This is a genomic window from Streptomyces sp. NPDC101165, assembly GCF_044768135.1.
Classification (GTDB): Bacteria; Actinomycetota; Actinomycetes; order Streptomycetales; family Streptomycetaceae; genus Streptomyces.
Genome location: NZ_JBIWPG010000032.1, coordinates 67,259 through 91,750, shown reverse-complemented (window position 1 = coordinate 91,750; position 24,492 = coordinate 67,259). Strand labels below are relative to the sequence as shown.

Below are 24,492 nucleotides of genomic sequence, written 5' to 3'. Positions count from 1 at the left end.
TCTTTTCTCGATCCGATTTCCTCGGCGCTTTCCAGGTTTCCGCTCTCGCGTTTCCCTTTCCGGCGGTTCCGACTCTATCAGATCCTTTCGGCGTCTGACCCCCAGTCAGCGGGGCTTGTCTTCGCGGCTGTTGGGCCGTTCCGACGTCTCAAACCCTAGCGGATCCGCCCGGCGATTCCCAATCGGGCCGCCGAGTCCCTATTCGAATTGAATTCGGGCATGCCGAAATCAATCCCATCGGGAGATCGTGCTGGTGGTGTGAGGTGCCGCTCGAAGCGGCGGAGTTGCTGTCGAAGAACCGTTACGGCTCTGCGGCAACCCGGAGAACTTTACGGATCGCTCAGGGGTGTGTCAACCACCCCTGTCAAGATCTTTTCTGGGTGCCTCAGTCCAGGTCGCTGAGGCGGCCGCCGGCGTCCGGCTGGGCGTGTTCCACCCGGCGGAGCAGCCTGGTCAGGACCTCGCCGAGGACGGTGCGCTCCGCGAGGGTGAGGTCCTGGAGCAGGTCCTCCTCGAAGACGGTCGCGAGGCGCATCGCCTCCAGCCACTTCTCCCGGCCCTCGGGGGTCAGCTCGATGATGACGCGCACACGGTTGGACTCGTCGCGCTCCCGGGTGACCAGCCCCTCGGTGACCATGCGGTCGATCCGGTGGGTCATGGCGGCCGGCGTGAGGCCGAGTCGCTTGGCGAGATCGCTGGGGCCCATCCGGTACGGGGCGCCGGAGAGGACCAGTGCCTTGAGGACCTCCCAGTCGGCGTTGCCGATACCGAGGGCGGAGGTCTGACGGCCGTAGGCGACGTTCATCCGCCGGTTCAGCCGGGACAGTGCCGACACGATCTTCTCGACCTGGGGGTCGAGGTCCTGGAACTCGCGCTGGTAGGCGGCGATCTGTTCTTCGAGCGTCGGCTCCGTGACGCCGGGGGTCTCGGACATGGCCGCAGTATCGCACGGAGCCACTTTGCCTTGAAGTCCTTCGGTGTGTACTCTTTAGCTTCGAACTTTAGCTTTGAAGTCTTCACTCCTAACTAGTGAGAGAGGTGAACGTGACCAGGGCGATGGGCGCAGCGATGCGCCGGATCCACGTGGGCAACGCACTCAGCGCATTCGGGCTCGGTTTCACGGTCCCCTACCTGTACGTCTATGTGGCGCAGGTGCGGGGCCTTGGGGCCATGACGGCGGCACTCGTGCTCGCCGTCTTCGCCGTGGCCGCGCTGATCGTGCTGCCGTTCGCCGGCAGGGCGATCGTGCGGCGCGGCCCGCTGCCGGTCCTGCTCGCAGCCCTGGTCACCGCCGCGCTGGGTGCGCTGAGCCTCGGACTCGCGGGCAACGCCACCGCCGTACTGCTGTCCGCCGCGGCGCTCGGGGCGGGGCAGGCCGTGATGCAGCCGGCGCTGGCGACGATGATCGTGGACTGCTCGACGGCGGAGACGCGGTCTCGGGCGTTCGCGATGCAGTTCTTCCTGCAGAACCTGGGGCTCGGCGTCGGTGGGCTCATCGGTGGCCACCTCGTCGACACGACCCGGGTCTCCTCCTTCACTCTGCTGTTCGCGATCGAGGCGGCGATGTTCCTGCTGCTGGTCGTGGTGATGGCGACGGTGCGGATGCCGCACTCGCCGCGGATCGCCGATGCGCCGTCCGCGTCCGGGAAGGGAAGCTGGAAGCAGCTGCTCGGGAACCGGGCGATGGTGCAGCTGTGTGTGCTGGGCTTCGTGCTGTTCTTCGCCTGCTACGGGCAGTTCGAGTCGGGGCTGGCCGCGTACGGCGTGGAGGCCGCGGGGATATCCACCTCGGCGCTCGGTACGGCGCTGGCCGCGAACACGATGATGATCGTGGTCGCGCAGTTCGCCGTGCTGAAGTTCGTGGAGCGGCGTCGGCGGTCTCGGGTGATCGCCGGTGTGGGGCTCATCTGGGCCGTGGCGTGGCTTGCGGCGGGGTACGCGGGGCTGGGGCACGGGAGCCAGGAGATGGCGACCGCTGCGTTCGTGTCGACGTACGCGTTGTTCGGGCTGGGTGAGGCGATGTTGTCGCCGACCGTCGCCCCGCTGGTCGCCGATCTGGCGCCGGAGGGGATGGCCGGCCAGTACAACTCGGCGTTCGCCCTGGTCAAGCAGCTGGCGCTGGCCGTCGGGCCGGCGGTGGGCGGTCCGCTCGGAGCGTCCCTGCATGGCCCGTACGTCGTGGCCTTCCTGCTGTTCTCCCTCGGCATCACCGTGCTCGCGCTGCGCCTGGGACGACGGCTCACCGTTGCCCAGGACCAGCCGTGGGCCGCGGCGAGGACCAGCCGGGTGGTGGCCCGGGGTGGGGCACCCGCGGAGTCCGTGACCGCGTAGCCGTACGGCACCCGGTGCTGTGGGCGGCCCTCAGCCGGCGACGGACCGCAGCCCCACGGCGCCTAGCCCCTCGGCAGAAGGAACTCGCACCACACCGCCTTCCCTCCGCCCGGTGTTCTTCTCGAACCCCAGTTGGAGGCGATGGTGGCGACGATGGCGATGCCTCTTCCCGACTCGTCGCCCGGTTCTGCGCGGCGGCGGCGGGGGAGGTGGTCGTCGCCGTCCGTGACCTCGATGATCAGGCGGCGGTCGGTGCGGCGGAGGCGGAGGCGCATGGGTGGGGTGCCGTGCTGGAGGCTGTTGGCGACCAGTTCGCTGGTCGCCAGGACGCCCAGGTCGTGCAGGTCGGCCGGGAAGCGCCAGCTCGTCAGGACACCGGAGGCGAACGCACGGGCGCGGGGGGCCGCCTCCACGCCGCCGAGGAGTTCCAGGGCGGCGTTGCGGAAGAGCTCGCCCTCGGGGCCCGTACGGGCGGGGTGCTGGAGGACCAGGACGGCTACGTCGTCGTCGTGATCGGCGGTGACGCCCGCCGAGCGGACCAGACGGTCGCAGACGACCTGAGGCGTGCCGGTGGCGCCGGAGAGGGCGCGCTCCAGGGAGGCGATCCCCTCGTCCAGGTCCTCGTCGCGGCGCTCGACGAGGCCGTCCGTGTAGAGGACCGCCGTGGAGCCGGGGCCCAGCGGGATCGAGCCCGAGGCGTGCATCCAGCCGCCGGTGCCGAGGGGCGGGCCGGTGGGTTCGTCGGCGCGCAGGACCGTGCCGTTCTCGTCGCGGACCAGGATGGGCAGATGGCCGGCGGAGGAGTACACCAGGCGGCCCTCGTTCGGGTCGTGGATGGCGTACACGCAGGTGGCGATCTGGTTGGCGTCGATCTCGGTGGCGAGGCCGTCGAGGAGTTGCAGGACCTCGTGCGGCGGGAGGTCGAGGCGGGCGTAGGCGCGGACGGCGGTGCGCAGCTGGCCCATGACGGCTGCCGCGCGGACGCCTCGGCCCATGACGTCGCCGATCACGAGGGCGGTGCGGCCGCCGCCGAGGGTGATCACGTCGTACCAGTCGCCGCCGACCGCGGCCTCCGTGCCGCCGGGCTGGTAGGTGGCGGCGATACGCAGGTCGTCGGGCTGCTCCAGCTCCTGGGGGAGGAGGGAGCGTTGCAGGGTCACGGCCGTCTCGCGCTGGCGGCGCTCGCTGGCACGCAGGCGTTCGGCGGCCTCGGCGTGGTCGGTGACGTCGGTGGCGAAGACGAGTACGGCGCCGTCCCCGCCGGTCTCGGAGGCCGGGGTGCAGGTGAAGGTGTAGGAGCGGCCGTCGAGGGCCTTGCGGGACTTGAGCGTGCGGGGCTTGCCGCTGCGCAGGACCTGGTCGAGGAGTGGGAGCAGACCGAGTTCGGCCAGTTCCGGGAGGGCCCCTCGGGCGGGTTCGCCGAGCGGTCGTACGCCGAAGGCCGCCGTGTAGGCGTCGTTGACGTAGGCGATGCGGTGGTCGGGGCCGTGGAGGAGGGCGACGAGGGCCGGAACGCGGTCGAGGACGTCGCGTGCGGGCAGTTCGTCCACGGCGGGTACGGGCGGCGCCCCGTCGGCCGGTTGTTCGGCCCGGGCCGCGGGCACGGAGCCTTCCCCCCGCCGGTCCGGGGAGACCGCGGTCTCGGTCCGCGCTGCGGCGCGGCGCTGCGTTCCGGGGAGCCGGGCGCTCCAGCGCGTGAAGTTCACAGTGGGGAAAGCCTCGTGGGTGCTGAGGGCGGGCAGGTGCCCGTCCGAGGACGTGGGGCAGTCTGACAGGTGACCGTCCGCGGCGATATCCGTCAGACGCCGGGGCGGGCCGGGTAGTTCCTGAGTCCGGTCAGGACGACCCCTTCGGGTTGTCCGAGGGGCTGTGAGGAGGCTTTCCACCGGCCGCGAGTTCGAACTCCGCACGGGGATGTTCGAGCGAACCGAGCGAGACGATCTCCCGTTTGAAGAGCCCGGCCAGGGTCCATTCCGCCAGCACACGGGCCTTTCGGTTGAAGGTGGGCACCCTGCTGAGGTGGTACATGCGGTGCATGAACCAGGCAGGGTAGCCCTTCAGCTTGCGCCCGTAGATCTGGGCGACGCCCTTGTGCAGGCCGAGGGAGGCGACGGAGCCGACGTACTTGTGCGCGTACGTCTCCAGGGGCTCGCCGCGCAGTGCGTGGGCGATGTTGTCGCCGAGGACCCCGGCCTGGCGGACCGCGTGCTGGGCGTTGGGGGCGGTGTCGGTGCCGGGTTCGGCGACGGTGACGTCGGGGACGGCGGCGGCGTCGCCCGCGGCCCAGGCGTGCGGGGCGCCGTCGACGGTCAGTTCGGCGGTGCACTTGAGCCGGCCCCGGCCGTTGAGCGGCAGGTCGGTGGCGGCGAGCAGCGGGTGCGGTTTGACGCCGGCGGTCCACACGAGCGTGCGGGTCGGGAAGCGCTGGCCGTCGCTGAGGACGGCGACGCGGTCGGCGCACGAGTCCAGGCGGGTGTCGAGCAGGACCTGGATGTTGCGGCGGCGCAGCTCGGTGACCGTGTAGCGGCCCATCTCCTCGCCGACCTCGGGGAGGATGCGGTCGGAGGCCTCCACGAGGATCCACTTCATGTCCTCGGGGCGGAGGTTGTGGTAGTAGCGCGCGGTGTAGCGGGCCATGTCCTCGAGTTCGCCGAGTGCCTCGACTCCGGCGTAGCCGCCACCGACGAAGACGAAGGTGAGGGCGGCGTCGCGGATCGCGGGATCGCGGGTGGAGGAGGCGATGTCCATCTGCTCGATGACGTGGTTGCGCAGGCCGATCGCCTCTTCGACGGTCTTGAAGCCGATGCCGTACTCCGCGAGGCCGGGGATGGGCAGCGCGCGGGAGATCGAGCCCGGGGCGAGGACGAGTTCGTCGTAGCCGAGCAGTTCGGCGCTCTTGCCCTCCTCGGCGGTGGCGAGGGTGGTGACGGCGGCGGTGCGCACCGCGTGGTCGATCGAGGTCACCTCGCCGATGACTACGTGACACTGGTCCAGGACGCGGCGCAGCGGTACGACGACATGACGAGGGGAGATCGAACCGGCGGCCGCTTCGGGGAGGAACGGCTGGTACGTCATGTAGGGGTCGGGGGTGACGACAGTGATGTCGACCTCGCCCCGCCTGAGCTCCTGCTTCAACCTCCGCTGCAGGCGCAGGGCCGTGTACATCCCGACGTAGCCGCCGCCGACAACCAGAATGCGCGCACGTTCCTTCACCATCCCATGACGCACCCGGCGCAGTTGTTTGTCCACAGCCCCGGCAATTTGTGTGACCGGCGAGCGGGTGTGCGCGGGGCCGGGTGCGCCGTCCGGGTGGGGCGAAAGCGGGCAGGTCAGCAGGGTCGGGAGGGAGGGGGCGAAGGCATGGAATCGGGACATAGATGACCCGTACTCCGATCGGGGGGCGCTCTGTGCGGAACCTGCCCCTTCTGAATTGACCCTCACTCAACTATGTTCGTGTGTCGACGGGGTGTAGGGAATGTGGTCGATGCGGGTCCGCGACGGGCGGGTCCGGTCGTGACCGATGCCAGTTCCGCGCACTCCGGTATTCAGTGGCGGGGAAGTCTCCGGGGGGAGACGTCATTAACCGGGGGAAACACATGCATGTTCAGGACACTCATTGGTCGTCGGCAGCCGCTCTCGCGACGGGCGGACCGGCGGTGAGCGCGGCGGCGAGCAACGGGCGCGCGGACGGGATGCGTACGACGCCGCTGCGGGTGGACGCACAGCGCAATCTGGAGCACGTGCTGCGTGCGGCGCGTGAGGTGTTCGGCGAGCTGGGGTACGGCGCGCCGATGGAGGACGTGGCGCGGCGGGCGCGGGTCGGTGTCGGCACGGTGTACCGGCGCTTCCCGAGCAAGGACGTGCTGGTCCGGCGCATAGCCGAGGAGGAGACCGCGCGGCTGACCGAGCAGGCGCGGAGCGCGCTCGGGCAGGAGGACGAGCCGTGGTCGGCGCTGTCCCGGTTCCTGCGGACGTCTGTGGCGTCCGGGGCGGGGCGGCTGCTGCCGCCGCACGTGCTGCGGGTCGGGGTCGCCGAGGAGGGCGACGCCGGGTCCGGCAGTGCTGCCGGGCCGGCCGAGGAGGCTCGGGTGCCTCAGCAGCGGTCTCAGCCGGGTTCGGGTGAGCTGCGGCTGGTGCCGGAGTCGGGCTCGGACGACGGTGGGGCCGGTGCGCTGCTCGAGGTCGTGGGGCAGTTGGTGGACCGGGCTCGGGCCGCGGGGGAGTTGCGGGCGGATGTGTCCGTGGCGGATGTGCTGCTGGTGATCGCCACGGCGGCGCCTTCGTTGCCGGATCCGGCGCAGCAGGCTGCGGCTTCGGCTCGGCTGCTGGAGATCCTGCTGGAGGGGCTTCGGTCTCGGCCGGCGTAGGGGCGGGGGCCGGTCGCCTCGGCTCCGCCTTCGGCAGGATCGTCTTTCCACCCGCACCACCCGTGCGACAGCACGGTCGGGTGCGGGTGGCCCCAGTGGGGCGGATTCGCCGTCGGCGGGTGCACGTGGCTCCTGTGCGGCATCAGCGCCAACTGCGGATGGCTGGCCATGGGATGGTCGTCACGCGGTGGGCCTCGTGCGGCTGGCGCGCGCGGCTCCTTCACAGCGTCAGCGCCGTTCGTAGGTGGCGGGCCGTGGGACCGGCCGTCACGCCGCGGGCTGTGGGCCGTTGATACGCGTTGCTCGTGTGCGGTGTCGGTGTCGTGGGCGCGCTCGGACGAGTGGATGGGGCGTACGGGCTGTACTTGAACGAAAGACAATGTGGCACCCTTTGCCGGTGACGGGTTGGGCTGGGCCGGTGTCGGGGGCTTTGCGCGATGGGCGTTGACGGGTGGGACGGGTCACGCGGTGACGGTGACTCCGAGGCCGGAGGGCTGACCTCGCCGCAGGTGCCGAGCCAGGGCGGGCGGGGCGGGATGGCCGCGGAACAGAGCGTGCCTGCTCAGCGGGGTGGGAGTGTGTTGCCGCCCCAGGAGATGCCGCCCGCCGACGGTGAGTTGATCGAGCGGATGCGGGCGGGGGACGACTCCGCCTACGAGGAGCTGTACCGGCGGCACGCGGATGCGGTGCGGCGGTATGCCCGTACGTGTTGCCGTGACGGGCACACCGCGGACGACCTCACCGCCGAGGTCTTCGCCCGCATGCTGCAGGCGGTGCGCGGCGGATCGGGGCCCGCACACTCCGTGCGGGCCTATCTGCTGACCTCCGTGCGGCGCGTTGCCGCGCACTGGAGCAGGTCCACAAGGCGCGAACAGCTCGTGGACGACTTCGCCGTGTTCGCGCAGCAGGCATCGCGTGGGTCCAAGGTGTCCGACGACGACGCCCTGGACCAGGGTGCCGATGTGCGAGCCCTGCACGAGGCCGAGCAGTCCATGGCCATGCGGGCGTTCCACTCGCTGCCCGAGCGCTGGCAGGCCGTGCTGTGGCACACCGAGGTGGAGGACGAGTCGCCGAGCGAGGTGGCCGTCCTGTTCGGGCTGGACGCCAACGGCACCCGGGTGCTGGCGAGCCGTGCCCGGGAGGGGCTGAAGCAGGCCTATCTGCAGGCTCACGTCAGCGCCTCGCTCGCCGGCGACGAGGAGTGCTCCCGCTACGCCGACCAGCTCGGCACCTACGCCCGACGCAAACTGCGCATCCGTGCCGAACGGGGTCTGCGCAAGCACCTGGACGAGTGCGCCAGGTGCCGGCTGGCGGCCGCGCAGATCGAGGAAGTCGCCGCCGGGATCCCCGCGGTGGTGCCGGTCGCGGTCATCGGCTGGTTCGGAGCCGCGGGGTATGCGAAGGCGCTCGGGATCATCGCCGGTGGTGCCGGGGTGGGTGCGGCGGGTGCCGCGGCCGCCGCCGGCGGGTCCTCCGGCAGTGCGGGTGGCGGTGCGGCCGCCGCCGGCGGGTCCTCCGGCGGCTCGGGTGCGGGTGGTGGCACGGCTGCCGCTGAAGGGCTCGGGGCGCCGGTGAAGGCCGGGATCGCGGCCGGTGTGGTCGCGGTGGCCGTCGCCGCGGTGGCCATGGCGCTGCTGCACGACAGCCACCCGGCCGAGGAGGTGGCCAAGCCGGCGCAGTCCCCGCCCGCCGTCGAGCAGCCGCAGCCACAGCCGTCGGCACCCACGCCCTCCCCCACGCCGAGCAGGAAGAAGCCCGCTCCGGTACCGGTGGCGCCGGCCCGCGAGCACGCCCCCACACCGACGCCCACTCCCACTCCCACACCGGCGCCCACGCCCCCGCACGCCCCGAAGCCGACCCCCACACCCACTCCGCCGCCGGCACCCGAGCCGACCCCGACCCCGACGCCCACGCCCACCCCCACTCCGCCGCCGGCTCCCGTCGTCTACGAGTGGAGCGATCTGCGGTACGACGTGAACGGCGACGGCACCGGGCCCGAGATGCGGCTGCGCGAGAGCAGCTGGGTGTGGCAGCGGTACGGGATGTCGATCGCCGGCAAGCAGTACGCGCGCGGCGTCACCGTGCACGGCAAGTCCTCCGTCACCATCGACCTCAACCGCCGGTGCACGGCCTTCGACGCCGTGGCCGGTGTGGACGACATGACCCTCGGACTCGGCAAGGTCTCCTTCTCCGTCTACGCCGACGAGGTCCGGCTGTGGCGGTCCGGCATGGTCAAGGGCTGGGAAGCGGCCGTGCCCGTCCATGTCGATCTGACCGGGCGCAGGACCGTACGGCTCGTCGTGGAACCGCACAGCAACGTCCTCGACCGGGGCGTGCCGGCGGACTGGGCCGAGTCCCGGTTCACCTGTGGCTAGCGGGGCTCACGGGCGCGGGTGGGTGCCGGTGCCGCCAGTTCCCGTAGGACGCCCTCCGTGGTGAGGGAGGCGCCCCGGGCTCGCTCGGCCGCGTAGCGGTCCGGGGTCAGCGCCGTGCGGGCCGCGGTGTCGATCTGCTCGGCCCGGGTGTACTCCGGCTCGGGGCGCGGGTTGCCGGCACGCCAGTGCTCGGCGGCCGCGAACAGCCGGACCGCGCCCGCCAGGTCGCCGAGCCTGGCCAGCAGGACGGCGCCGACGTCGACCAGCCCCGCAGTGATCACCTCGGCGCAGCGCCGCTCCACCGCCTCGCGCAGCGCGTCCGCCACGATCGGCAGCGCGGGCCCGGGACCGGACTCGCCGGCCGTGATCAGGGCCTCGACCGTGCTCAGGGCCGCCATGAACTGCGGTGGCGGGGTGCCGCCCGCCGTGACCACGCGGGTCATGTCGTACAGCTCGCGCGCATGGGCCAGGTCGCCGTCGTTCTCGGCGATGTGGGCCCGCAGCATCAGGACGAACGCCCGGGACTCCGCCACCCCGTACACGTCGGCGGCCGTGCCCGCGTCGTCCAGGGCGGCGAGGGCGCTCGTGCGGTCCCCCGAGCGGTAGGCGATCTCGGCGAGCCGCGCCATGAGGAACGGCGACTCGGCGTAGGCGCCCACCTCGTAGGCGAGCCGCAGCGCCTCCTCGTACTCGGCGCGGGCCTCCTTGAACCTGCCGCGGGCCATGGCCGCCTCGCCGGCCGCGCTGCACACCTGCGCCCACATCCAGCGGTCCCCGACGCGCCGGCTGAGCGCCCGCAGCTCCGCCAGGTCCTCGTCCACGCCCCGCAGGTTGCCCGGCGAGTCGACGACCACATGGGTCCGGTACATCAGGGAGACGCCGATCTCCCAGTCCCCGCCGTACCTGCGGCAGTTGGCGACGGCCTCGGCCATGTCCGGTGCCACGTCGGCCGGGCCGCCCAGGTAGTAGGCGGTCAGCGGCCAGACGATGCCGGGCAGGCGGGCGGACTGCGGACCGCCGTTCTCGAAGCCGGCCCGCACCCGGGCGATGTACTCCGGGGCGCGCGGGTCGGCCGCCAGGGTCGCCGTGCTCGATTCGGAGGTCAGGAACAGGTCGAGCATCCGCAGGTCCATGCGCAGCTCCCGCAGCGGGTGACCCGCCTCGCCGTCGGGTGCGGCGAGGAAGGCGCCGACCGGGTCGGCCGACTCCGTCAGCGCGACGAGACCGGCCCGCCCCGCACCCTCGGGGAGGGTGTCGCGGGCGACGCCCAGGCGCAGCACCAGCTGCACCCACTCCATCGCCTCCTGGCGGTAGTTGCGCAGCCACCAGAACCAGCCGATCGCCAGGACGATCGCGCCCGCCTCCGCCTCGTCGCCGGCGCGCAGCGCGCGGTCCAGGGCCGCGCGGATGTTGTCGAGTTCGCTCTCCAGACGGCCGATCCAGGGCAGTTGGGCCGCCGAGCGCAGCTGGGGCTCGGCCTGCTCGACCAGTGCGCGCGCCCAGGCGCGATGGCGCCGCTCGGCCGCCGCACGCAGCTCGGGGATCTCGGCGGCGCGCTCGGTGGCGTACTCGTGGATGGTCTCCAGCATCCGGTACCGCATGCCGCCGAAGGAGTCCTGGCCGTCCGGCGCGGCCACGACGAGGGACTTGTCCACGAGGGCGCCGATCAGCTCCGCCGCCGGGCCGGTGCACACGGCCTCGGCCGTCGTGAGGTCCCAGCCGCCGGCGAACACCGAGACCTCGCGCAGCATCGTCCGCTCCCGCTCGTCCAGCAGGTCCCAGGACCAGTCGACGACCGCGCGCAGGGTCTGCTGGCGGGGCAGGACCGTGCGGCTTCCGGAGGTGAGCAGGCGGAAGCGGTCGTCCAGCCGGTCGGCGATCTGGCGCGGGGTCAGCAGTCTGAGCCGGGCCGCGGCCAGCTCGATGGCGAGCGGCAGCCCGTCCAGGCGGCGGCAGATCTCCGCGACGGCCTCGGTGTCGCGGAGCACCGCGTCGGCGTCGGGACGGACGGCCTGCGCGCGCTCCGCGAAGAGCCGGTGGGCCTGCTCGGGGACGAGGGGTTCGACCGGGCGCACCGACTCACCGGGGACGCCGAGGGGTTCACGGCTGGTGGCGAGGACCGTGAGCCCGGGGCAGTGGGTGAGGAGGGTCTCGGCGAGGGCGGCGGCCGCGCCGATGACGTGTTCGCAGTTGTCGAGGATCAGGAGCCGGCTGCGCGGGGCGCAGTACTCGATCAGCAGGGTCGTGGGGTCGGCCTGCGGTGTGGCCAGGTCGTTGGCCAGGAGCACGGTCTCGCGCAGACCGAGGGCGCTGACCACGGCGCCGGGCACCGCCTCGGGCCGGTCGAGCGGGGCCAGCTCGACCAGCCATGCCTGGGGCAGCCCTGCGGCGGCCTCCTCGGCGAGGCGGGTCTTTCCCGAGCCGCCCGGTCCGGTGAGGGTGACCAGGCGGGCCCTGTGCACGTCGGAACGAATGGCTTCGAGTTCGGGTTCCCGGCCGACGAAGGACGTCAGGCGGGGGCGCAGGTTGCCCGTCCGCTCCGGGGGGCGGGTGGGGGCAGGGCCGGCCGGGGGCGGCTCCTGCTGCAGCAACGAGACGTGCAGGGCCTGCAGTTCCGGGCCGGGGTCGGTGCCGAGGGTGTCGGCGAGGGTGCGGCGGGCGGACTCGTACGCGGCGAGGGCGTCGGCGGTGCGGCCGGTGTCGCGCAGGGCGCGGATGAGGAGCGCGTGCAGGGGTTCGTCGTACGGGTGGGCGGTGGTCAGTTCCGTCAGGTCCGGTACGACGTCCTGGGCGCTGCCCAGGCGCAGGCGGGTCTCGGCGCGGCCCCGGAGCGCCTCCAGGTGGAGCGCGTCCGGGCGGGCGGCGGCGGTGCGGTCCGGGAGGTCGGCGAGTGCGGGGCCCCGCCACAGGGCGAGCGCCGCGTCCAGGTCGCGGGACGCGGCCCCGGCGTCGCCGCGGTCCAGAGCCGCCGTGGCCGTACGCACCAGGGACTCGAAGACGAAGAGGTCCACGTCGTCCTCGGTGGCGGCGAGGCAGTAACCGCCGGGTTCCGAGCCCACGGTGTCCTTGCCGAGGGCCCTGCGGAGCCGGCCCACCAAGGCCTGGAGGGCGGCCGGGGCGTCCTCGGGCGGATCGTCGGCCCAGACCTCGTCGATCAGGGTCTGCGGGGCGGTGACCCGCCCGGGGCGAAGCGCGAGTGCGGCGAGCAGCGCGCGCAGGCGGGGGCCGCCGACCGGCTTGACGGTTCCCTGGTCGTCCTCCGCCTGGGTGACGCCCAGGATTCTGTACCGCACCGGCACATTGTCGCCGGAGGCGGGAGCGGAGGCACGGGGGTTTGCGCACGACCCCGCGCGGGGTCGTGCGGCGGCCTAGCCGCTCAGTCCCGCGGCTCCCGCGGCTCCGGCTCCCAGGGCGCCCCGGCGCGGTGCGATGCCCGCGGGTACGGCACGCGCACGTGCGGGTGTGCCCGTCCAGCAGGTGCCTCGGCGGGAGAGCAGGCGGTGGAGCCAGAGTTCGAGGGAGATCAGGTCGGCCAGGCCGTCCAGGGGGAGCGGTTCGCCCTCTGCCGCCGCCCGGAGGGCCTTGCGGACCACTCGGGCCTCCACCAGACCGGCCTCGGCCAGGAGGGGGGTGGAGAAGAGGTCCACGAGGGAGTCCGCCGCCACGCGCAGGCCCGCGCGCGCGGCCGCCGCGGAGGAGCCGTGGGAGGGGGTGCCCCAGCCGAGCGGGAGGCCCGCGACGCCGGCGCCCTCCAGGACCGTGCGCAGGACGGCGGAGCGGGCTCCGGGCTGGACGCGCAGGGACTCGGGGAGGACGCGGCAGGCGCGGACGACCTGGTTGTCGAGGAAGGGCGCGTGCAGGCGCTGGGAGCGGATCTCGGCGGCCTGTTCGAGGACGCGCAGGTCGGCCGCGTGGCGGGCCAGGACGGCACGCGCGCGGAACTCGCCGGGGCGCTGGGCGGAGCCCCAGGGTGAGCGCTCCGCCCCGCTCTGGAGCAGAACCGATACTTCAGCCAGTGCCTCCCCCGTCAGCCAGCGCGCCGCCGGCCCCGGTCTCCCCCAGGTCAGCGCGGCGAGGGACGCGCCGACGGCGCCCCCGGGCTCGTCGAAGCTGTGCCGGATCAGCCGCTCGGCGAGCAGCTCCAGGCCCGCCCGGTACGGAGTGCGCGCCAGCCGCCGGGCCGCGCCGTACACGCGCGCGGGAACCATCACCGAGCCGTCGGCCCGGGTGAGCGCCGCGACCGGCCGTACCAGGTGGCGTCGTTTGCGGTCCATGAGGAGGTCCGCGAGGCGGGCGGGGTGGGCGTCCAGGACCTGGCGGGCGCCGTGGCCGGTGAAGTGGTCGGCGCTGCCGGCGGCGAGCCGGGCGCGGTGGCGGGCTGCCGTGACCAGGGAGGGGCCCGGCTCGTCGGTGAGGGGGCCGTCGAGGTCGGCGTACGGCAGGGTCTCCTCGCCGCCGGTCACCACCACGTGGTGCAGCCGCGGGTTGGCCGCGAGGGCCCCCGCGCGCTCCAGTTCGGCCTCGCGGCCGCCGACGGCCAGGTCGTTGAAGGTGACGGCGAGCAGCCGTTCCCCGGCGCCCGTGCCATGCCCGAGCAAGGTGCCCGGCCGGCCGGGCAGTCCGGCGGCCAGCAGCGCCAGCGTGCCGGAGGCCGGCCCGCCGGACAGGTCGGCGCCGATCCCCGGCGCCGGCATCCCGCGCGCGGCCCGCCGCTCCGCGGGGCCCATGCCCGGCACCGGCCCGGGGTCGAGGTCGGGCACGTGCCGCGGTGCCGACAGCCGCGCGCGCACCGCCTCGACGAGCGCGTCCCGTACGGCGTCCACGGCGCGGTCGGGGTCCGCCGGGGGCGCGGCCACCGCGAGGGAGGCGACCGGCTCGTACCCGACGATCTCGCGCGCTCCGGCGCGCAGGACGAGGGCATGCCCCGGCGGAATGCGCCGTACGCCGTCGTACGGGGTGGTGTCCCGCAGGGCGGCCGGCACGTCGGGGGCGGCGAGCAGGGCCGCCAGGTGGCCGAAGTCGAGGTTGGCCTCGATGAGGTCGGCGAGCGGCAGCGCGGCGGTGGCGTAGGCCGTACCGCCGGCCCAGGGGGTGTGGAACACCGGGCGGGCGCCCGCGAGATCACCGCAGACGGTGACCCGGCGGCCCACCTGGACGACGGCCGTGTAACTGCCGGGCCACGTGGTCAGATGGCGCAGTGCGCCCCCGCGCGCGGTGAACAGTCCGCGCCGCAGCTCCTCGTCGGTCGCGCCGCAGGTGCCGAGAACGGCGATCCGGTTCTGCGCGTCGGCCTTCACCACGCGCACCTCGTCGGGGCGCCAGTCGCCGACGGCCCACAGGGGATCGGGGTCTCCCCACAGGAGTTGGGAGCCGACCGGGTGCAGGGTCTCCCCGTCGTATCCGGTGGCGCCCGCGGAACCGATTCCGGAAGCGCCCGCGGCGGTGCTGCTCCAACCCACCAACCACCGCATCGACACCTCCACAGCCTGTGGACAACCAGTGCACCGCAGAAACCGGGTCCATGCTGCCATGAACAACGCGGTGTGGAGGGGCGGTGGCGCCGCCTTCGATCGAGGGAACGTCGAGCGATCGCCGAGAGGAGGCCGCGCGGGCGGGCGAAGGGTGGGCGACTGAACGCCCGTACGACTCGCGGCGGATGGCGGCAGAGCCCCAGGTGAGTGCGATGCGAATGCGCCCCCGGTATGCGCCCCGAAAACGCCCTTCGCGCCCTCAAGTCCCGTGGTGGGAGCGGAAAACACCCACCGAGGCATGGGTCGATTTTCAGCCAAATCGGCGGCGGCTCCACAAAATTGAGCACGCTCCGTACAGGCCTGCGGAGCGACCGGCGGCACCGGAACGCGCACAGTCCGGGAGGCGGGCATCGCCTCCCGGACCGGTCCGCCACCCGCGGGGATGAAGGTGGCGGTGTCCCCCAGCCCGCTGGATCCAGTACAGCGGGCCGACCCACGCATCAGCCATGGAACCGCTCCCCAGATGGCCGGAGAAGAGCGCACGGACGGGCGCACGGCCACACGGGCAGGGGCACGCGGCGACGGCGTGTGCACGGTGCGTACAGGGCCGCACTCGCGTACGGACCACAATCCCGCCAACCGGAACAATGCCCCTTAACGCTTGGGATGCGGCGAACTACGCTGGGTTTACGAATGCCGCACGGTTATGCCAGTGCGGCAGCCGTCTGTGTCGAGGGGTGGCGCATGTCCAGGGAGCAACGCGGGCCGAACGAAAAACTCGGCACCGTTCTCGCCCTCGCGGGAATCAGCAATGCAGGACTCGCGCGACGCGTCAACGATCTTGGCGCTCAACGCGGGTTGACGCTTCGCTACGACAAGACCTCGGTGGCGCGCTGGGTGTCGAAGGGGATGGTGCCGCAGGGAGCGGCGCCGCACCTCATCGCGGCCGCCATCGGCCAGAAGCTCGGCCGCCCGGTGCCGCTCCACGAGATAGGCCTGGCGGACGCGGACCCCGCACCCGAAGTGGGTCTCGCCTTCCCCAGGGACGTGGGACAGGCGGTGAAGTCGGCCACTGAGCTGTACCGGCTCGACCTCGCAGGGCGCCGGGCCGGCTCCGGGGGCATCTGGCAGTCGCTCGCCGGGTCGTTCGCAGTGAGCGCATACGCAACGCCTGCCTCGCGATGGCTGATAACCCCCGCCGACAGCTCGGTCGCGCGGGAGGCGAACTCTGCCGAGGGATCCGGTGCACCGATCAAAGTCGGCCACAGCGATGTGCAGAAGCTGCGGGAGGCCGCGGAGGACGCCAGGCGCTGGGACTCCAAGTACGGAGGCGGCGACTGGCGTTCGTCGATGGTGCCGGAGTGCTTAAGGGTGGAGGCGGCGCCGCTGCTGCTCGGCTCGTACTCCGACGAGGTCGGCCGCGCCCTGTTCGGGGCCACCGCCGAACTCACCCGGCTCGCGGGCTGGATGGCCTTCGACACCGGTCAGCAGGAGGCGGCGCAGCGGTACTACATCCAGGCGCTGCGGCTCGCACGCGCGGCCGCGGACGTCCCGCTCGGGGGCTATGTGCTGGCCTCCATGTCGCTGCAGGCGACGTACCGGGGCTTCGGCGACGAGGGTGTCGATCTGGCGCAGGCCGCCCTGGAGCGCAACCGGGGGCTGGCGACCGCGCGCACGATGAGTTTCTACCGGCTGGTCGAGGCACGGGCACACGCACGCGCGGGGGATGCGCAGGCCGCCGGCGCTGCGCTGAAGGCCGCCGAGGGGTGGCTCGAGCGGTCACGGGAGGGTGACAACGATCCTTCTTGGCTTGGTTTCTATGGATACGACCGTTTTGCCGCTGATGCTGCGGAGTGCTACCGGGACCTGAAGGCGCCTCGGCAGGTGCGGAGGTTCACCGAGCAGGCGTTGTCCAAGCCGACGGAGGAGTTCGTGCGGTCGCACGGACTGCGGCTCGTGGTCTCCGCCGTCGCCGAGCTGGAGTCGGGGAATCTGGATGCGGCGTGCGAGCAGGGGGTGCGGGCCGTGGAGGTGGCGGGGCGGATCTCTTCCGCCCGGACCACCGAGTACGTGAAGGATCTCCTGCATCGGCTGGAGCCGTACGGAGACGAACCGAGGGTGGTGGAGCTGCGGGAGCGGGCCAGGCCGTTGCTGATGGCTCCGGCGTAGGCGCGCGACACCCCCTGCCGCGTTTGAAGGCGCTGTCAGTGGCGCAGTGCACTATCGAGGTGGGAGGTGGTGCATGGTGCGGGTCGGGGCGTACGACTGTGATGTGCTCGTGGTCGGAGGTGGGATCGTCGGGCTGTCCACGGCGTATGCGATCACGCGGTCCGCGCCGGGGACACGGGTGATCGTGCTGGAGAAGGAGCCGGGCCCGGCCCGGCACCAGACGGGGCGCAACAGCGGGGTCATCCACAGCGGGATCTACTACCGGCCGGGCTCGCTCAAGGCGCAGTACGCGGTGCGGGGCGCGGCCGAGATGGTCAAGTTCTGCGCCGAGTACGGCATCGCGCACGCCGTCACCGGCAAGCTGATCGTCGCCACCGAGCGGGAGGAGCTGCCGCGGCTGCACGCGCTCGTCCAGCGCGGGCGGGAGAACGGGATCCCGGTGCGGGAGCTGGGCGCCGCGCAGATCGACGAGTACGAGCCGGAGGTCCGGGGACTCGCGGCCATCCACGTCGGCACGACCGGCGTGTGCGACTTCGTGGGCGTCGCCCGGCAACTGGCGCGGGCCTCGGGGGCGGAGATCCGTTACGGGGCCCAGGTCGTACGGGTGGACCGGCGGCCCGAGCGGGGTGTGGCCGTGCTCACCGCGGGCGGGGACGTCGTGCGCGGGCGGGTGCTGGTGAACTGCGCCGGGCTGTACTGCGACGAGGTGGCGCGGCTCACCGGGGACGAGCCCGAGGTGCGGATCGTGCCGTTCCGGGGCGAGTACTACGAGCTGGCGCGGCCCGAGCTGGTGCGGGGGCTGGTGTATCCGGTGCCGGATCCGGCGTTCCCGTTCCTCGGCGTGCATCTGACCCGCGGGATCGACGGGGGCGTGCACATCGGGCCCAACGCGGTGCCGGCGCTGGCCCGGGAGGGCTACGGATGGGGGGTCGTACGGCCCCGGGAACTGGCCGGGACGGTGGCGTGGCCGGGGTCCTGGGTGATCGCTCGGCGGCACTGGCGGTACGGGGCGGGGGAGCTGCGGCGGTCGGTGTCCAAGGGGGCGTTTCTGCAGGCGGTGCGGAGATTGTTGCCCGCGGTGGAAGAGGGGGATCTGGTCCGGGCCCCGGCCGGGGTGCGGGCACAGGCGGTGCTGCGGGACGGGACGCTGGTGGACGATTTCCTGATTCGGGAGGGGGCGCGGGCCGTGCATGTGCTCAACGCGCCGTCTCCTGCGGCTACCGCTTCGCTGCCCATCGGACGGGAGGTCGGGCGGCGGGCGTTGTCCCTGCTCGGCTCGCTGTAGTGCCGTCCCGGACCGGCTCGGCCCGGGCGGGTGGGGAGGCGCCGTAAAATCGAGGCACTGTGTCTGACTCCCTTAACGCCCCCGAAGCCCCCCGGTCCGGTGCTGCCGAGCCGGTGTCGTCGCATGTTCCCGGTGTGTCCGTCCGGCACAGCCGGGCCAAGGGGGAGCCGCGGTTTCCGGACGGGCCCAAGGCTGATCCCGCCGGGTCGCACTTCGAGCGGCGGATCCGGAGTTTCCAGCCGCGCCGCAGCCGGGTGACCTCCGGGCAGGCGGACGCGCTGCAGCGGCTGTGGCCCAAGTGGGGGCTGGACATCGACGGGCAGGGTGTCATCGATCTCGGCGAGCTGTTCGGGAACGACAAGCCCGTCGTGCTGGAGATCGGGTTCGGGATGGGCGAGGCCACCGCGCAGATGGCCGCCGGGGACCCGGACATCAACGTCCTCGCCGTGGACGTGCACACGCCGGGCCAGGGGAACCTGCTCAACCTCGCCGAGCGGAACGGGCTGTCCAACGTCCGGGTCGGGAACGGCGACGCGATCATCCTGCTCCGGGAGATGCTCCGGCCCGACGCGCTCGACGGGCTGCGCGTGTACTTCCCGGACCCCTGGCCCAAGAAGCGGCACCACAAGCGGCGGCTGATCCAGCCCGAGTTCCTGTCGCTGGCCGCGACCCGGCTGAAGCCCGGGGCGATCGTGCACTGCGCGACGGACTGGGAGCCGTACGCCGAGCAGATGCTCGAGGTGCTCGCCGCGCATCCGGACTTCGAGAACACCCAGGCCGACGGCGGTTTCTCGCCGCGTCCCGAGTTCCGGCCGCTGACCCGTTTCGAGGGGCAGGGACTGGACAAGGGACATGTGGTGAACGATCTGCTGTTCCGTCGCGTACCGCATCAGCAGCAGTAGCAGCCCCCTTCGTCCTGTCATCGTTAGGGTCGATGCCGTGGCCATCAGTCCTCCGTACCCGACCTACTCCCCCGGCCCCGGAAGCGGAGCGCATCCGCACTGGTGGCAACGCCGGTGGGTGCGCTACGGAGCGCTGATCACGCTGCTTGCGCTGTCCGGCCTGGTGATCCTCGCGCTGGTGCGCCGGCAGACCGGCACGGAGGGGTTCCTGGTCGGGCTGGGCCTCGCCGTCCTGCCCGTGCCCTGGCTCATAGCCGCCTTCCGGTGGCTGGACCGGGTCGAACCGGGCCCCTGGCGGAATCTGGTCTTCGCGTTCGCCTGGGGCGCCTGCGCGGCGGCGCTGATCGCCATCGTCGCCAACAGTTTCGCCACGAAGTGGATCGCCACCTCGACCGCCGACCCGGCCAGTGCCGACACTCTCGGCGCGACCGTGATCGCGCCCATAGTGGAGGAGTCCGCCAAGGCCGCGTCGGTGCTGCTCGTCTTCCTCTTCCGCAGACGCGACTTCACCGGGATCGTCGACGGTGTCGTGATAGCCGGGGTCACCGCCACCGGGTTCGCGTTCACCGAGAACATCCTCTACCTGGGCACGGCCTTCGGGACCGACCAGCTCACCGGTGACCGCGGCATCGCCTCCGTCACCGCCGCCACCTTCTTCGTGCGCATCGTGATGTCCCCGTTCGCGCATCCCCTGTTCACCGTGCTCACCGGCATCGGCTTCGGGGTCGCCGCGCTCTCCTCGGAACGGCAGCACGCCCGGCGCGTCCTGGTCCCGCTCGGCGGGCTGCTGCTCGCGATGAGCATGCACGCCCTCTGGAACGGCTCATCGACCTTCGGCGAGTTCGGGTTCTTCGCCGTCTACGGCGCCTTCATGCTGCCCGCCTTCGGGCTGCTGACGTGGCTCGCGGTCTGGACGCGGCAGCGGGAGCTGCGCACCGTGCGGGAAGAGCTGCCGGCGTATGTGTACGCCGGGTGGCTGGGGCCGGCCGAGCCGTTCGTGCTCGGGTCGATGCGGGCGCGGCGGATGGCCCGGGACCACGCCCGGCAGCACTTCGGAGGGCGGCCCGCGGCCCGGGCCGTGGCGCAGTACGAGGCGTACGCCACCTCGCTGGCGTTCCTGCGGCACCGGGGACGGCAGGGGCGGGCCGGGGCCGACTTCGTCGTACGGGAGCAGGAGTTGCTCGCCGAGCTGTGGCAGCGCAGGGGCGTCGCCCGGCCGGCGCTGGAGTACGCGGCGAGGGCGGCTGCGCCGCCGCGGCCGTCGTACGGAGCGCCGGTGCCCTACTGGTACGGCCGGCCGACGGCACCCCACCCTGCCCACAACCCGTATCGGACCTAGCCGTACCGGTTGCGGAGAGTTCGGCACCGCCGGTTCACGCCGTCGTGGCCAAGCGCCGTCGTGGCTGGGCGCCGTCGTGGCTGGGCGCCGTCGTGGCTGGGCGCCGTCGTGGCGGAGACAGAGAGGTCAGGCGGAAGCCTCGGTCAAGCGGTCCACGTCCTCCTTGGTGAGCACCAGCTCCCCCACGCCGAGCAGCGCCGGCAACTGCTCCACCGTCCGCGCCGACGCGATCGGGGCCGTCACCGTCGGCTGGGCGGCCAGCCAGGCGAGGGCGACCGTGGCGACGGGGGCCTCGTGGGCGCCGGCGATCTCGTCCAGGGCCGTGAGGACCTTCTGACCGCGCTCGGACTCCAGGTGCTTGGCGGCCGAACCGGCGCGGGCGCTCTCGACCGTCGCACCGGGGCGGTACTTCCCGGTGAGGAAACCGGAGGCGAGGGCGAAGTACGGGACCGCCGCGAGGCCCTCACGGCCGGCGAGGTCCTGCAGCGGGCCCTCGTAGGTGTCGCGGGAGACCAGGTTGTAGTGGGGCTGGAGGGCGACGTACCGGGCCAGGCCCTCGCGGTCGGAGAAGTCCAGGGAGGCCTGGAGGCGCTCCGGCGAGATGTTCGAGGCGGCGATGTGCCGGACCTTGCCCGCCCTCACCAGCTCGTCGAGCGCGCCGATGATCTCCTCGACCGGCACCTCGGGCTTGTCGAAGTGGGTGTAGTAGAGGTCGATGTGGTCGGTGCCGAGGCGGCGCAGGGAGGCGTCGGCGGCCGCCTTGATGTTGGCCGCGGTCAGGCCCTGGTACTCGGGGTGCTGGCCGACCTTGGTCGCGATCACGACGTCGGAGCGGTTGCCCCGCGCCTTGATCCACTTGCCGATGATCGTCTCGGACTCCCCGCCCTTGTTGCCCTCGATCCACGCCGAGTAGGCGTCGGCGGTGTCGACGAAGTTGCCGCCGGCGGCCGTGTAGGCGTCGAGGACGGCGAAGGAGGTCTCCTCGTCGGCGGTCCAGCCGAAGACGTTGCCGCCGAGGGCGAGGGGGAAGACCTGGAGGTCGGAGGAGCCGAGTGTGCGCAGGGAAGCATGAGAGTCGGTCATGCTTCAGTTCAACGATCCCTCCCGTCCCACCCATTCCGGGATTGCTGCGAACGGGGTGTGAACAGGTGTGGGTACGGGTGGGTGCGCAGGTGTGGGGACGCACGACCGGCAGCCCTGACGTCGGGGGGTTGTCGTCAGGGCTGCCGGGAGACCGGATGAGGGGTGGGTCAGGAGCGGGTCGGCGGGCCGCTCAGGGGGTGAGGCCCTTGCCGCGCAGCCACGTCATCGGGTCGATGCCGGTGGCCTGGCCGCCCGGGTGGACCTCCAGGTGGAGGTGCGGGCCGGTGACATTGCCGGTGGCGCCGATACGGCCGATGACGTCGCCGGTGCTGACCTTCTGACCGACGGAGACGCCGATCGAGGACTGGTGGCAGAACCACAGCTCGGTGCCGTCGTCCAGGGTGAGGACGGTGCGGTAGCCGTAGGAGCCGGCCCAGCCCGCCTGCGTGATGGTGCCGCTGTGGATGGCCTTGATGAGGGTGCCGGTGGGCGCGGCGAAGTCGAGGCCGGTGTGGTAGCCGGAGGACCACATCGATCCGGGCTGACCGAAGGTGCCGGTGATCGTGTACGAGACGACCGGCAGCTTGTACTGCTTGGCCAGCGCGGCCAGGCGCTCCTCCTCGGCCTTCTTCTTGGCCGCGGCCTCCGCCTCCTTCTTGGCCTCGGCGGCCTTGGCTTCGGCCTGCTTCTGCGCCTTGGCGGCCGCGTCGGCGGCCTGCTTCTCGGCGGCGGCCGCCGCGGCCGCGGTGGCCTTGGTGTCGGCCTTGCTCCGCTGCTGCTCGGCCTGGGCCATGATGCGGTTGCGCAGGGCCTCGCCCGCGTCGCCCTGGTCGCTGTCGGCGTCGGTCGTGCCGACGTTGGTCAACGAGGCCGTGGTGGCCTTGGACGCGTCGGAGGAGGAGCCGCCGTCGAACAGGGAGCTGACGGAGTCCAGGTCGGGCATGGAGATGGAGACCGGCGGCTTGCCGGTGTGGGCGCTGGCCATGCCGCCCGCGCCGACGGCGGCGATGACACCGACGCCGAGGACCGTGGAGCTGCGGGCGAGTCCGCCGCCGCGCTGCTTGCCCACGCGGTGCCGACCGCGTACCGGCCGTATGGACTCCTCGGTGGGGTTCCACTCCTCCCAGGGGCCCTCGTCGGTGTGCTGAGCGCCGAAGTAACCGAAGGTCTCGGTCTCGCTCGGCATGAACGGGGCTTCTGGGGCAGGCCGGTTGGACGCCACGAAGGCGCACTCCTTTCCTTCCTCCGCCTACCGGGTTAGCTGACGGGTTCGGAGCAGGAAGGTCTCCTACGCGCGTATACCTGCCGTGCTTCCACGGCGGCATCCGCGTGATTCACCCCAAGGTGGTGGTTCCCCGGTTCCCTTGCGGGATTCGGCGCGTGCGCACGGAGCCGCCTCTTGTGACGGCTGGGACGACCGCGCTGCGTTATCGAACGTTAATAGACCCGGACGTCAGATTCCAAGCCGTTCTACTTGATCATTAACGGATTTCGGGGCGGACGTAGCCGTCACGACCGGTTGAAAACGGGCGAGTTGACCTCCGCCCAGGAGTCTCGGCAGTTTTGATGGTGTCTCAGATGTTATGCGGAGGGCGTCCGTCCGATCACCGTGGGTGACACTGGCGGGGTGTCAGGGCCGCCGTACGGCCAGCAGCGCCATGTCGTCCGCCATCCCGCCCCCGGAGTGCCGGCGCACTTCCGCGGCGAGGCGGCCGAGCAGGGAGCGGGGGTCGGGGAAGCGGCGTCCGGCGAGCCGGCGCAGGGGGTCGTAGAAGCGGCCGTGGGCGTCGCGGGCCTCGGACAGGCCGTCGGTGTAGAGCAGCAGGGTGGCTCCGCTCGGGAAGCCGGACTCGGTCGCACGGTCGGGCCACAGGCCGAGGTCGGCCATGCCGAGCGGCAGCGCGGGTTCGCGTGCGGCCAGGGTGCGCAGGGTGCCGTCGTCGTGCAGCAGCAGTGGTGGCGGGTGACCGCGGTTGACGATCCGGACCACACCGTCGCCGCTGCCGCTGTGCGGGAGTTCGGCGAGGACGGCGGTGGTGAAGCCCTCGAAGGCGTCGATCCCGTCCCGCCGGGTGCCCTCGCGGGCCAGCGCCCGCTCCAGCCGTGCGGCCACCGCCTCCAGCGTGGTCTCCTGCTCGGCGGCCTCCCGGAACGCCCCGATCACCACGGCGACGGCGGCGACCGCGCCCATGCCCTTGCCACGTACGTCCCCGACGACCAGCCGCACGCCGTGCGGGCTGTCCTGCACCGCGTACAGGTCACCGCCGATGAAGGCGTCCTCCTGCGCCGCCTCGTAACGGGCCGCGATGTCGAAGCCGGCGATGCGGTCGTCCGGTTCGGGCAGGACGGCCCGCTGGGCGGCCTCGGCGATCTCCCGGGCCGAGGCGAGCCGCTGGTCGCCGAGGCGCAGGACGCGGTTGATGGCGGCGGCCAGCACGGCGACCGTGGCCACGGTGACGACCTCGGTGATCGTGTGCACATCCATGGCGGGATCGAACTGGGTGCGGACGACGACGGTGGCGACCAGGGCGGTCAGGCCGGTGAGGAGCGTGGTGCGCAGCGAGGACAGGGGCGCGGCGATCAGCGGGGCGGCCGTGAAGAAGGGCACGGCGGTGAAGGCGCGCGGGGTGAGCAGGTCGTACCCGATCCCGGCGGCGATCAGCAGGGCGGGCAGGGCGCGGGCCAGGGCGCGCGGGGTGGGGCGGCGGCCGCGGCACCTGTCCGGCGACAGGGGTGCGCGCTCCGCACCGAGGCCGGGGTCCGGGGCGTGGTCGCCCGGGAGTCGGCCGCCGGCCCTGGCGTACGGGCTCTCCTCCAGCTCACCAGGGCGCACTGCTCGTCTCCCGTGTCCTTGACCTGCGTCCAGCGTGGCGGGAGAGGAGAGGGCGGGCGACTGCTGTGGACCGAGCGGATGATCGACTGTGACGTATGCCACTCGGTGTTCTGTCGAAGGATGCCTCGGCGTTCTGCCGCGGGATGCCGGAAAACACTCAGGGCCGGAATCCATTGCTGGATTCCGGCCCTGAGCCTTCAGTAGCGGGGACAGGATTTGAACCTGCGACCTCTGGGTTATGAGCCCAGCGAGCTACCGAGCTGCTCCACCCCGCGTCGTTGTGTCTCAAGCATACGTCATTCGCAGGGCGCGATGCACACAGGTATCCGTGAGGTGT

The 24,492-nt window shown here is 72.5% G+C and carries 15 protein-coding genes, 1 tRNA gene and 1 riboswitch; of the genes, 7 read left to right on the top strand and 9 right to left on the bottom strand.

The genetic code is table 11. From position 1 onward, the window contains the following. Nucleotides 1-385: 385 nt before the first annotated feature. Nucleotides 386-934, bottom strand: coding sequence for a MarR family winged helix-turn-helix transcriptional regulator (locus ACIRVH_RS43195; RefSeq protein WP_403965581.1), 549 nt, complete (start codon nucleotides 932-934; stop codon nucleotides 386-388). A 110-nt stretch (nucleotides 935-1,044) separates the two neighbouring features. On the opposite strand from ACIRVH_RS43195, the gene ACIRVH_RS43190 reads away from it, so the two are divergent. Next, complete coding sequence (locus ACIRVH_RS43190) at nucleotides 1,045-2,331, top strand: MFS transporter (protein ID WP_403965579.1); 1,287 nt, start codon at nucleotides 1,045-1,047, stop codon at nucleotides 2,329-2,331. 62 nt (nucleotides 2,332-2,393) lie between these two features. Here ACIRVH_RS43190 and ACIRVH_RS43185 read toward each other — a convergent pair whose 3' ends face one another. Both ACIRVH_RS43185 and ACIRVH_RS43180 read right to left on the bottom strand, forming a co-directional pair. Then, on the bottom strand, nucleotides 2,394-4,037 hold the full coding sequence (locus ACIRVH_RS43185) for a SpoIIE family protein phosphatase (RefSeq protein ID WP_403965577.1): 1,644 nt from the start codon (nucleotides 4,035-4,037) through the stop codon (nucleotides 2,394-2,396). A gap of 130 nt (nucleotides 4,038-4,167) precedes the next feature. Next, nucleotides 4,168-5,547 (bottom strand): NAD(P)/FAD-dependent oxidoreductase, encoded by a 1,380-nt coding sequence (locus tag ACIRVH_RS43180; RefSeq protein WP_403965575.1) that lies wholly within the window; start codon nucleotides 5,545-5,547, stop codon nucleotides 4,168-4,170. Between the two features lie 380 nt (nucleotides 5,548-5,927). Between ACIRVH_RS43180 and ACIRVH_RS43175 the strand changes: the two genes are divergently transcribed. Together ACIRVH_RS43175 and ACIRVH_RS43170 are read left to right on the top strand one after the other, a co-directional pair. Then, on the top strand, nucleotides 5,928-6,698 hold the full coding sequence (locus ACIRVH_RS43175) for a TetR/AcrR family transcriptional regulator (protein ID WP_403965573.1): 771 nt from the start codon (nucleotides 5,928-5,930) through the stop codon (nucleotides 6,696-6,698). 437 nt (nucleotides 6,699-7,135) lie between these two features. After that, entirely contained in the window at nucleotides 7,136-9,073 is a 1,938-nt protein-coding gene (locus ACIRVH_RS43170) for a sigma-70 family RNA polymerase sigma factor (protein WP_403965572.1), read from the top strand. On the opposite strand, the gene ACIRVH_RS43165 is transcribed toward ACIRVH_RS43170, so the two are convergent. Together ACIRVH_RS43165 and ACIRVH_RS43160 are read right to left on the bottom strand one after the other, a co-directional pair. After that, the gene (locus ACIRVH_RS43165) at nucleotides 9,070-12,366 is read right to left on the bottom strand and encodes a BTAD domain-containing putative transcriptional regulator (RefSeq protein WP_403965571.1); all 3,297 of its coding nucleotides are present in this window, start codon (nucleotides 12,364-12,366) and stop codon (nucleotides 9,070-9,072) included. The genes ACIRVH_RS43170 and ACIRVH_RS43165 overlap by 4 nt on opposite strands. A 75-nt stretch (nucleotides 12,367-12,441) precedes the next feature. After that, nucleotides 12,442-14,544: an asparagine synthase-related protein gene (locus ACIRVH_RS43160; protein ID WP_403965569.1), complete on the bottom strand. Its 2,103-nt coding sequence runs from the start codon at nucleotides 14,542-14,544 to the stop codon at nucleotides 12,442-12,444. Between the two features lie 744 nt (nucleotides 14,545-15,288). Between ACIRVH_RS43160 and ACIRVH_RS43155 the strand changes: the two genes are divergently transcribed. The 4 genes from ACIRVH_RS43155 (at nucleotide 15,289) to ACIRVH_RS43140 (ending at nucleotide 20,239) form a co-directional block, all read left to right on the top strand. Continuing rightward, on the top strand, nucleotides 15,289-16,713 hold the full coding sequence (locus ACIRVH_RS43155) for an MFS transporter (protein WP_403965568.1): 1,425 nt from the start codon (nucleotides 15,289-15,291) through the stop codon (nucleotides 16,711-16,713). Between the two features lie 73 nt (nucleotides 16,714-16,786). Then, on the top strand, nucleotides 16,787-17,998 hold the full coding sequence (gene lhgO, locus ACIRVH_RS43150; RefSeq protein WP_403965566.1) for an L-2-hydroxyglutarate oxidase: 1,212 nt from the start codon (nucleotides 16,787-16,789) through the stop codon (nucleotides 17,996-17,998). 59 nt (nucleotides 17,999-18,057) lie between these two features. Next, nucleotides 18,058-18,900, top strand: a complete 843-nt coding sequence (trmB, locus tag ACIRVH_RS43145) for a tRNA (guanosine(46)-N7)-methyltransferase TrmB (protein WP_403965564.1) — start codon at nucleotides 18,058-18,060, stop codon at nucleotides 18,898-18,900. A gap of 37 nt (nucleotides 18,901-18,937) precedes the next feature. Beyond that, on the top strand, nucleotides 18,938-20,239 hold the full coding sequence (locus ACIRVH_RS43140) for a PrsW family intramembrane metalloprotease (protein ID WP_403965562.1): 1,302 nt from the start codon (nucleotides 18,938-18,940) through the stop codon (nucleotides 20,237-20,239). A 126-nt stretch (nucleotides 20,240-20,365) separates the two neighbouring features. On the opposite strand, the gene ACIRVH_RS43135 is transcribed toward ACIRVH_RS43140, so the two are convergent. The 4 genes from ACIRVH_RS43135 to ACIRVH_RS43120 all read right to left on the bottom strand — a co-directional run bounded on the left by ACIRVH_RS43135 (nucleotide 20,366) and on the right by ACIRVH_RS43120 (nucleotide 24,430). Beyond that, nucleotides 20,366-21,322, bottom strand: a complete 957-nt coding sequence (locus ACIRVH_RS43135) for an aldo/keto reductase (RefSeq protein WP_403965561.1) — start codon at nucleotides 21,320-21,322, stop codon at nucleotides 20,366-20,368. Nucleotides 21,323-21,512: 190 nt separating this feature from the next. Then, nucleotides 21,513-22,544: a M23 family metallopeptidase gene (locus ACIRVH_RS43130; protein ID WP_403965559.1), complete on the bottom strand. Its 1,032-nt coding sequence runs from the start codon at nucleotides 22,542-22,544 to the stop codon at nucleotides 21,513-21,515. A gap of 7 nt (nucleotides 22,545-22,551) precedes the next feature. Next, nucleotides 22,552-22,711, bottom strand: a riboswitch (cyclic di-AMP (ydaO/yuaA leader). A 241-nt stretch (nucleotides 22,712-22,952) separates the two neighbouring features. Next, on the bottom strand, nucleotides 22,953-24,155 hold the full coding sequence (locus tag ACIRVH_RS43125; RefSeq protein WP_403965557.1) for a PP2C family protein-serine/threonine phosphatase: 1,203 nt from the start codon (nucleotides 24,153-24,155) through the stop codon (nucleotides 22,953-22,955). Between the two features lie 201 nt (nucleotides 24,156-24,356). Next, a tRNA-Met gene (locus ACIRVH_RS43120) sits at nucleotides 24,357-24,430 on the bottom strand. Between the last annotated feature and the right edge of the window lie 62 nt (nucleotides 24,431-24,492).

Bases quoted from the DNA above. Each gene is read 5' to 3' on its own strand.
- ACIRVH_RS43195 (WP_403965581.1), bottom strand. From the start codon at position 934: ATGTCCGAGACCCCCGGCGTCACGGAGCCGACGCTCGAAGAACAGATC.
- ACIRVH_RS43180 (WP_403965575.1), bottom strand. From the start codon at position 5,547: ATGGTGAAGGAACGTGCGCGCATTCTGGTTGTCGGCGGCGGCTACGTC.
- ACIRVH_RS43175 (WP_403965573.1), top strand. From the start codon at position 5,928: ATGCATGTTCAGGACACTCATTGGTCGTCGGCAGCCGCTCTCGCGACG.
- ACIRVH_RS43170 (WP_403965572.1), top strand. From the start codon at position 7,136: ATGGGCGTTGACGGGTGGGACGGGTCACGCGGTGACGGTGACTCCGAG.
- ACIRVH_RS43160 (WP_403965569.1), bottom strand. From the start codon at position 14,544: ATGCGGTGGTTGGTGGGTTGGAGCAGCACCGCCGCGGGCGCTTCCGGA.
- ACIRVH_RS43155 (WP_403965568.1), top strand. From the start codon at position 15,289: ATGTCCAGGGAGCAACGCGGGCCGAACGAAAAACTCGGCACCGTTCTC.
- lhgO (WP_403965566.1), top strand. From the start codon at position 16,787: ATGGTGCGGGTCGGGGCGTACGACTGTGATGTGCTCGTGGTCGGAGGT.
- ACIRVH_RS43135 (WP_403965561.1), bottom strand. From the start codon at position 21,322: ATGACCGACTCTCATGCTTCCCTGCGCACACTCGGCTCCTCCGACCTC.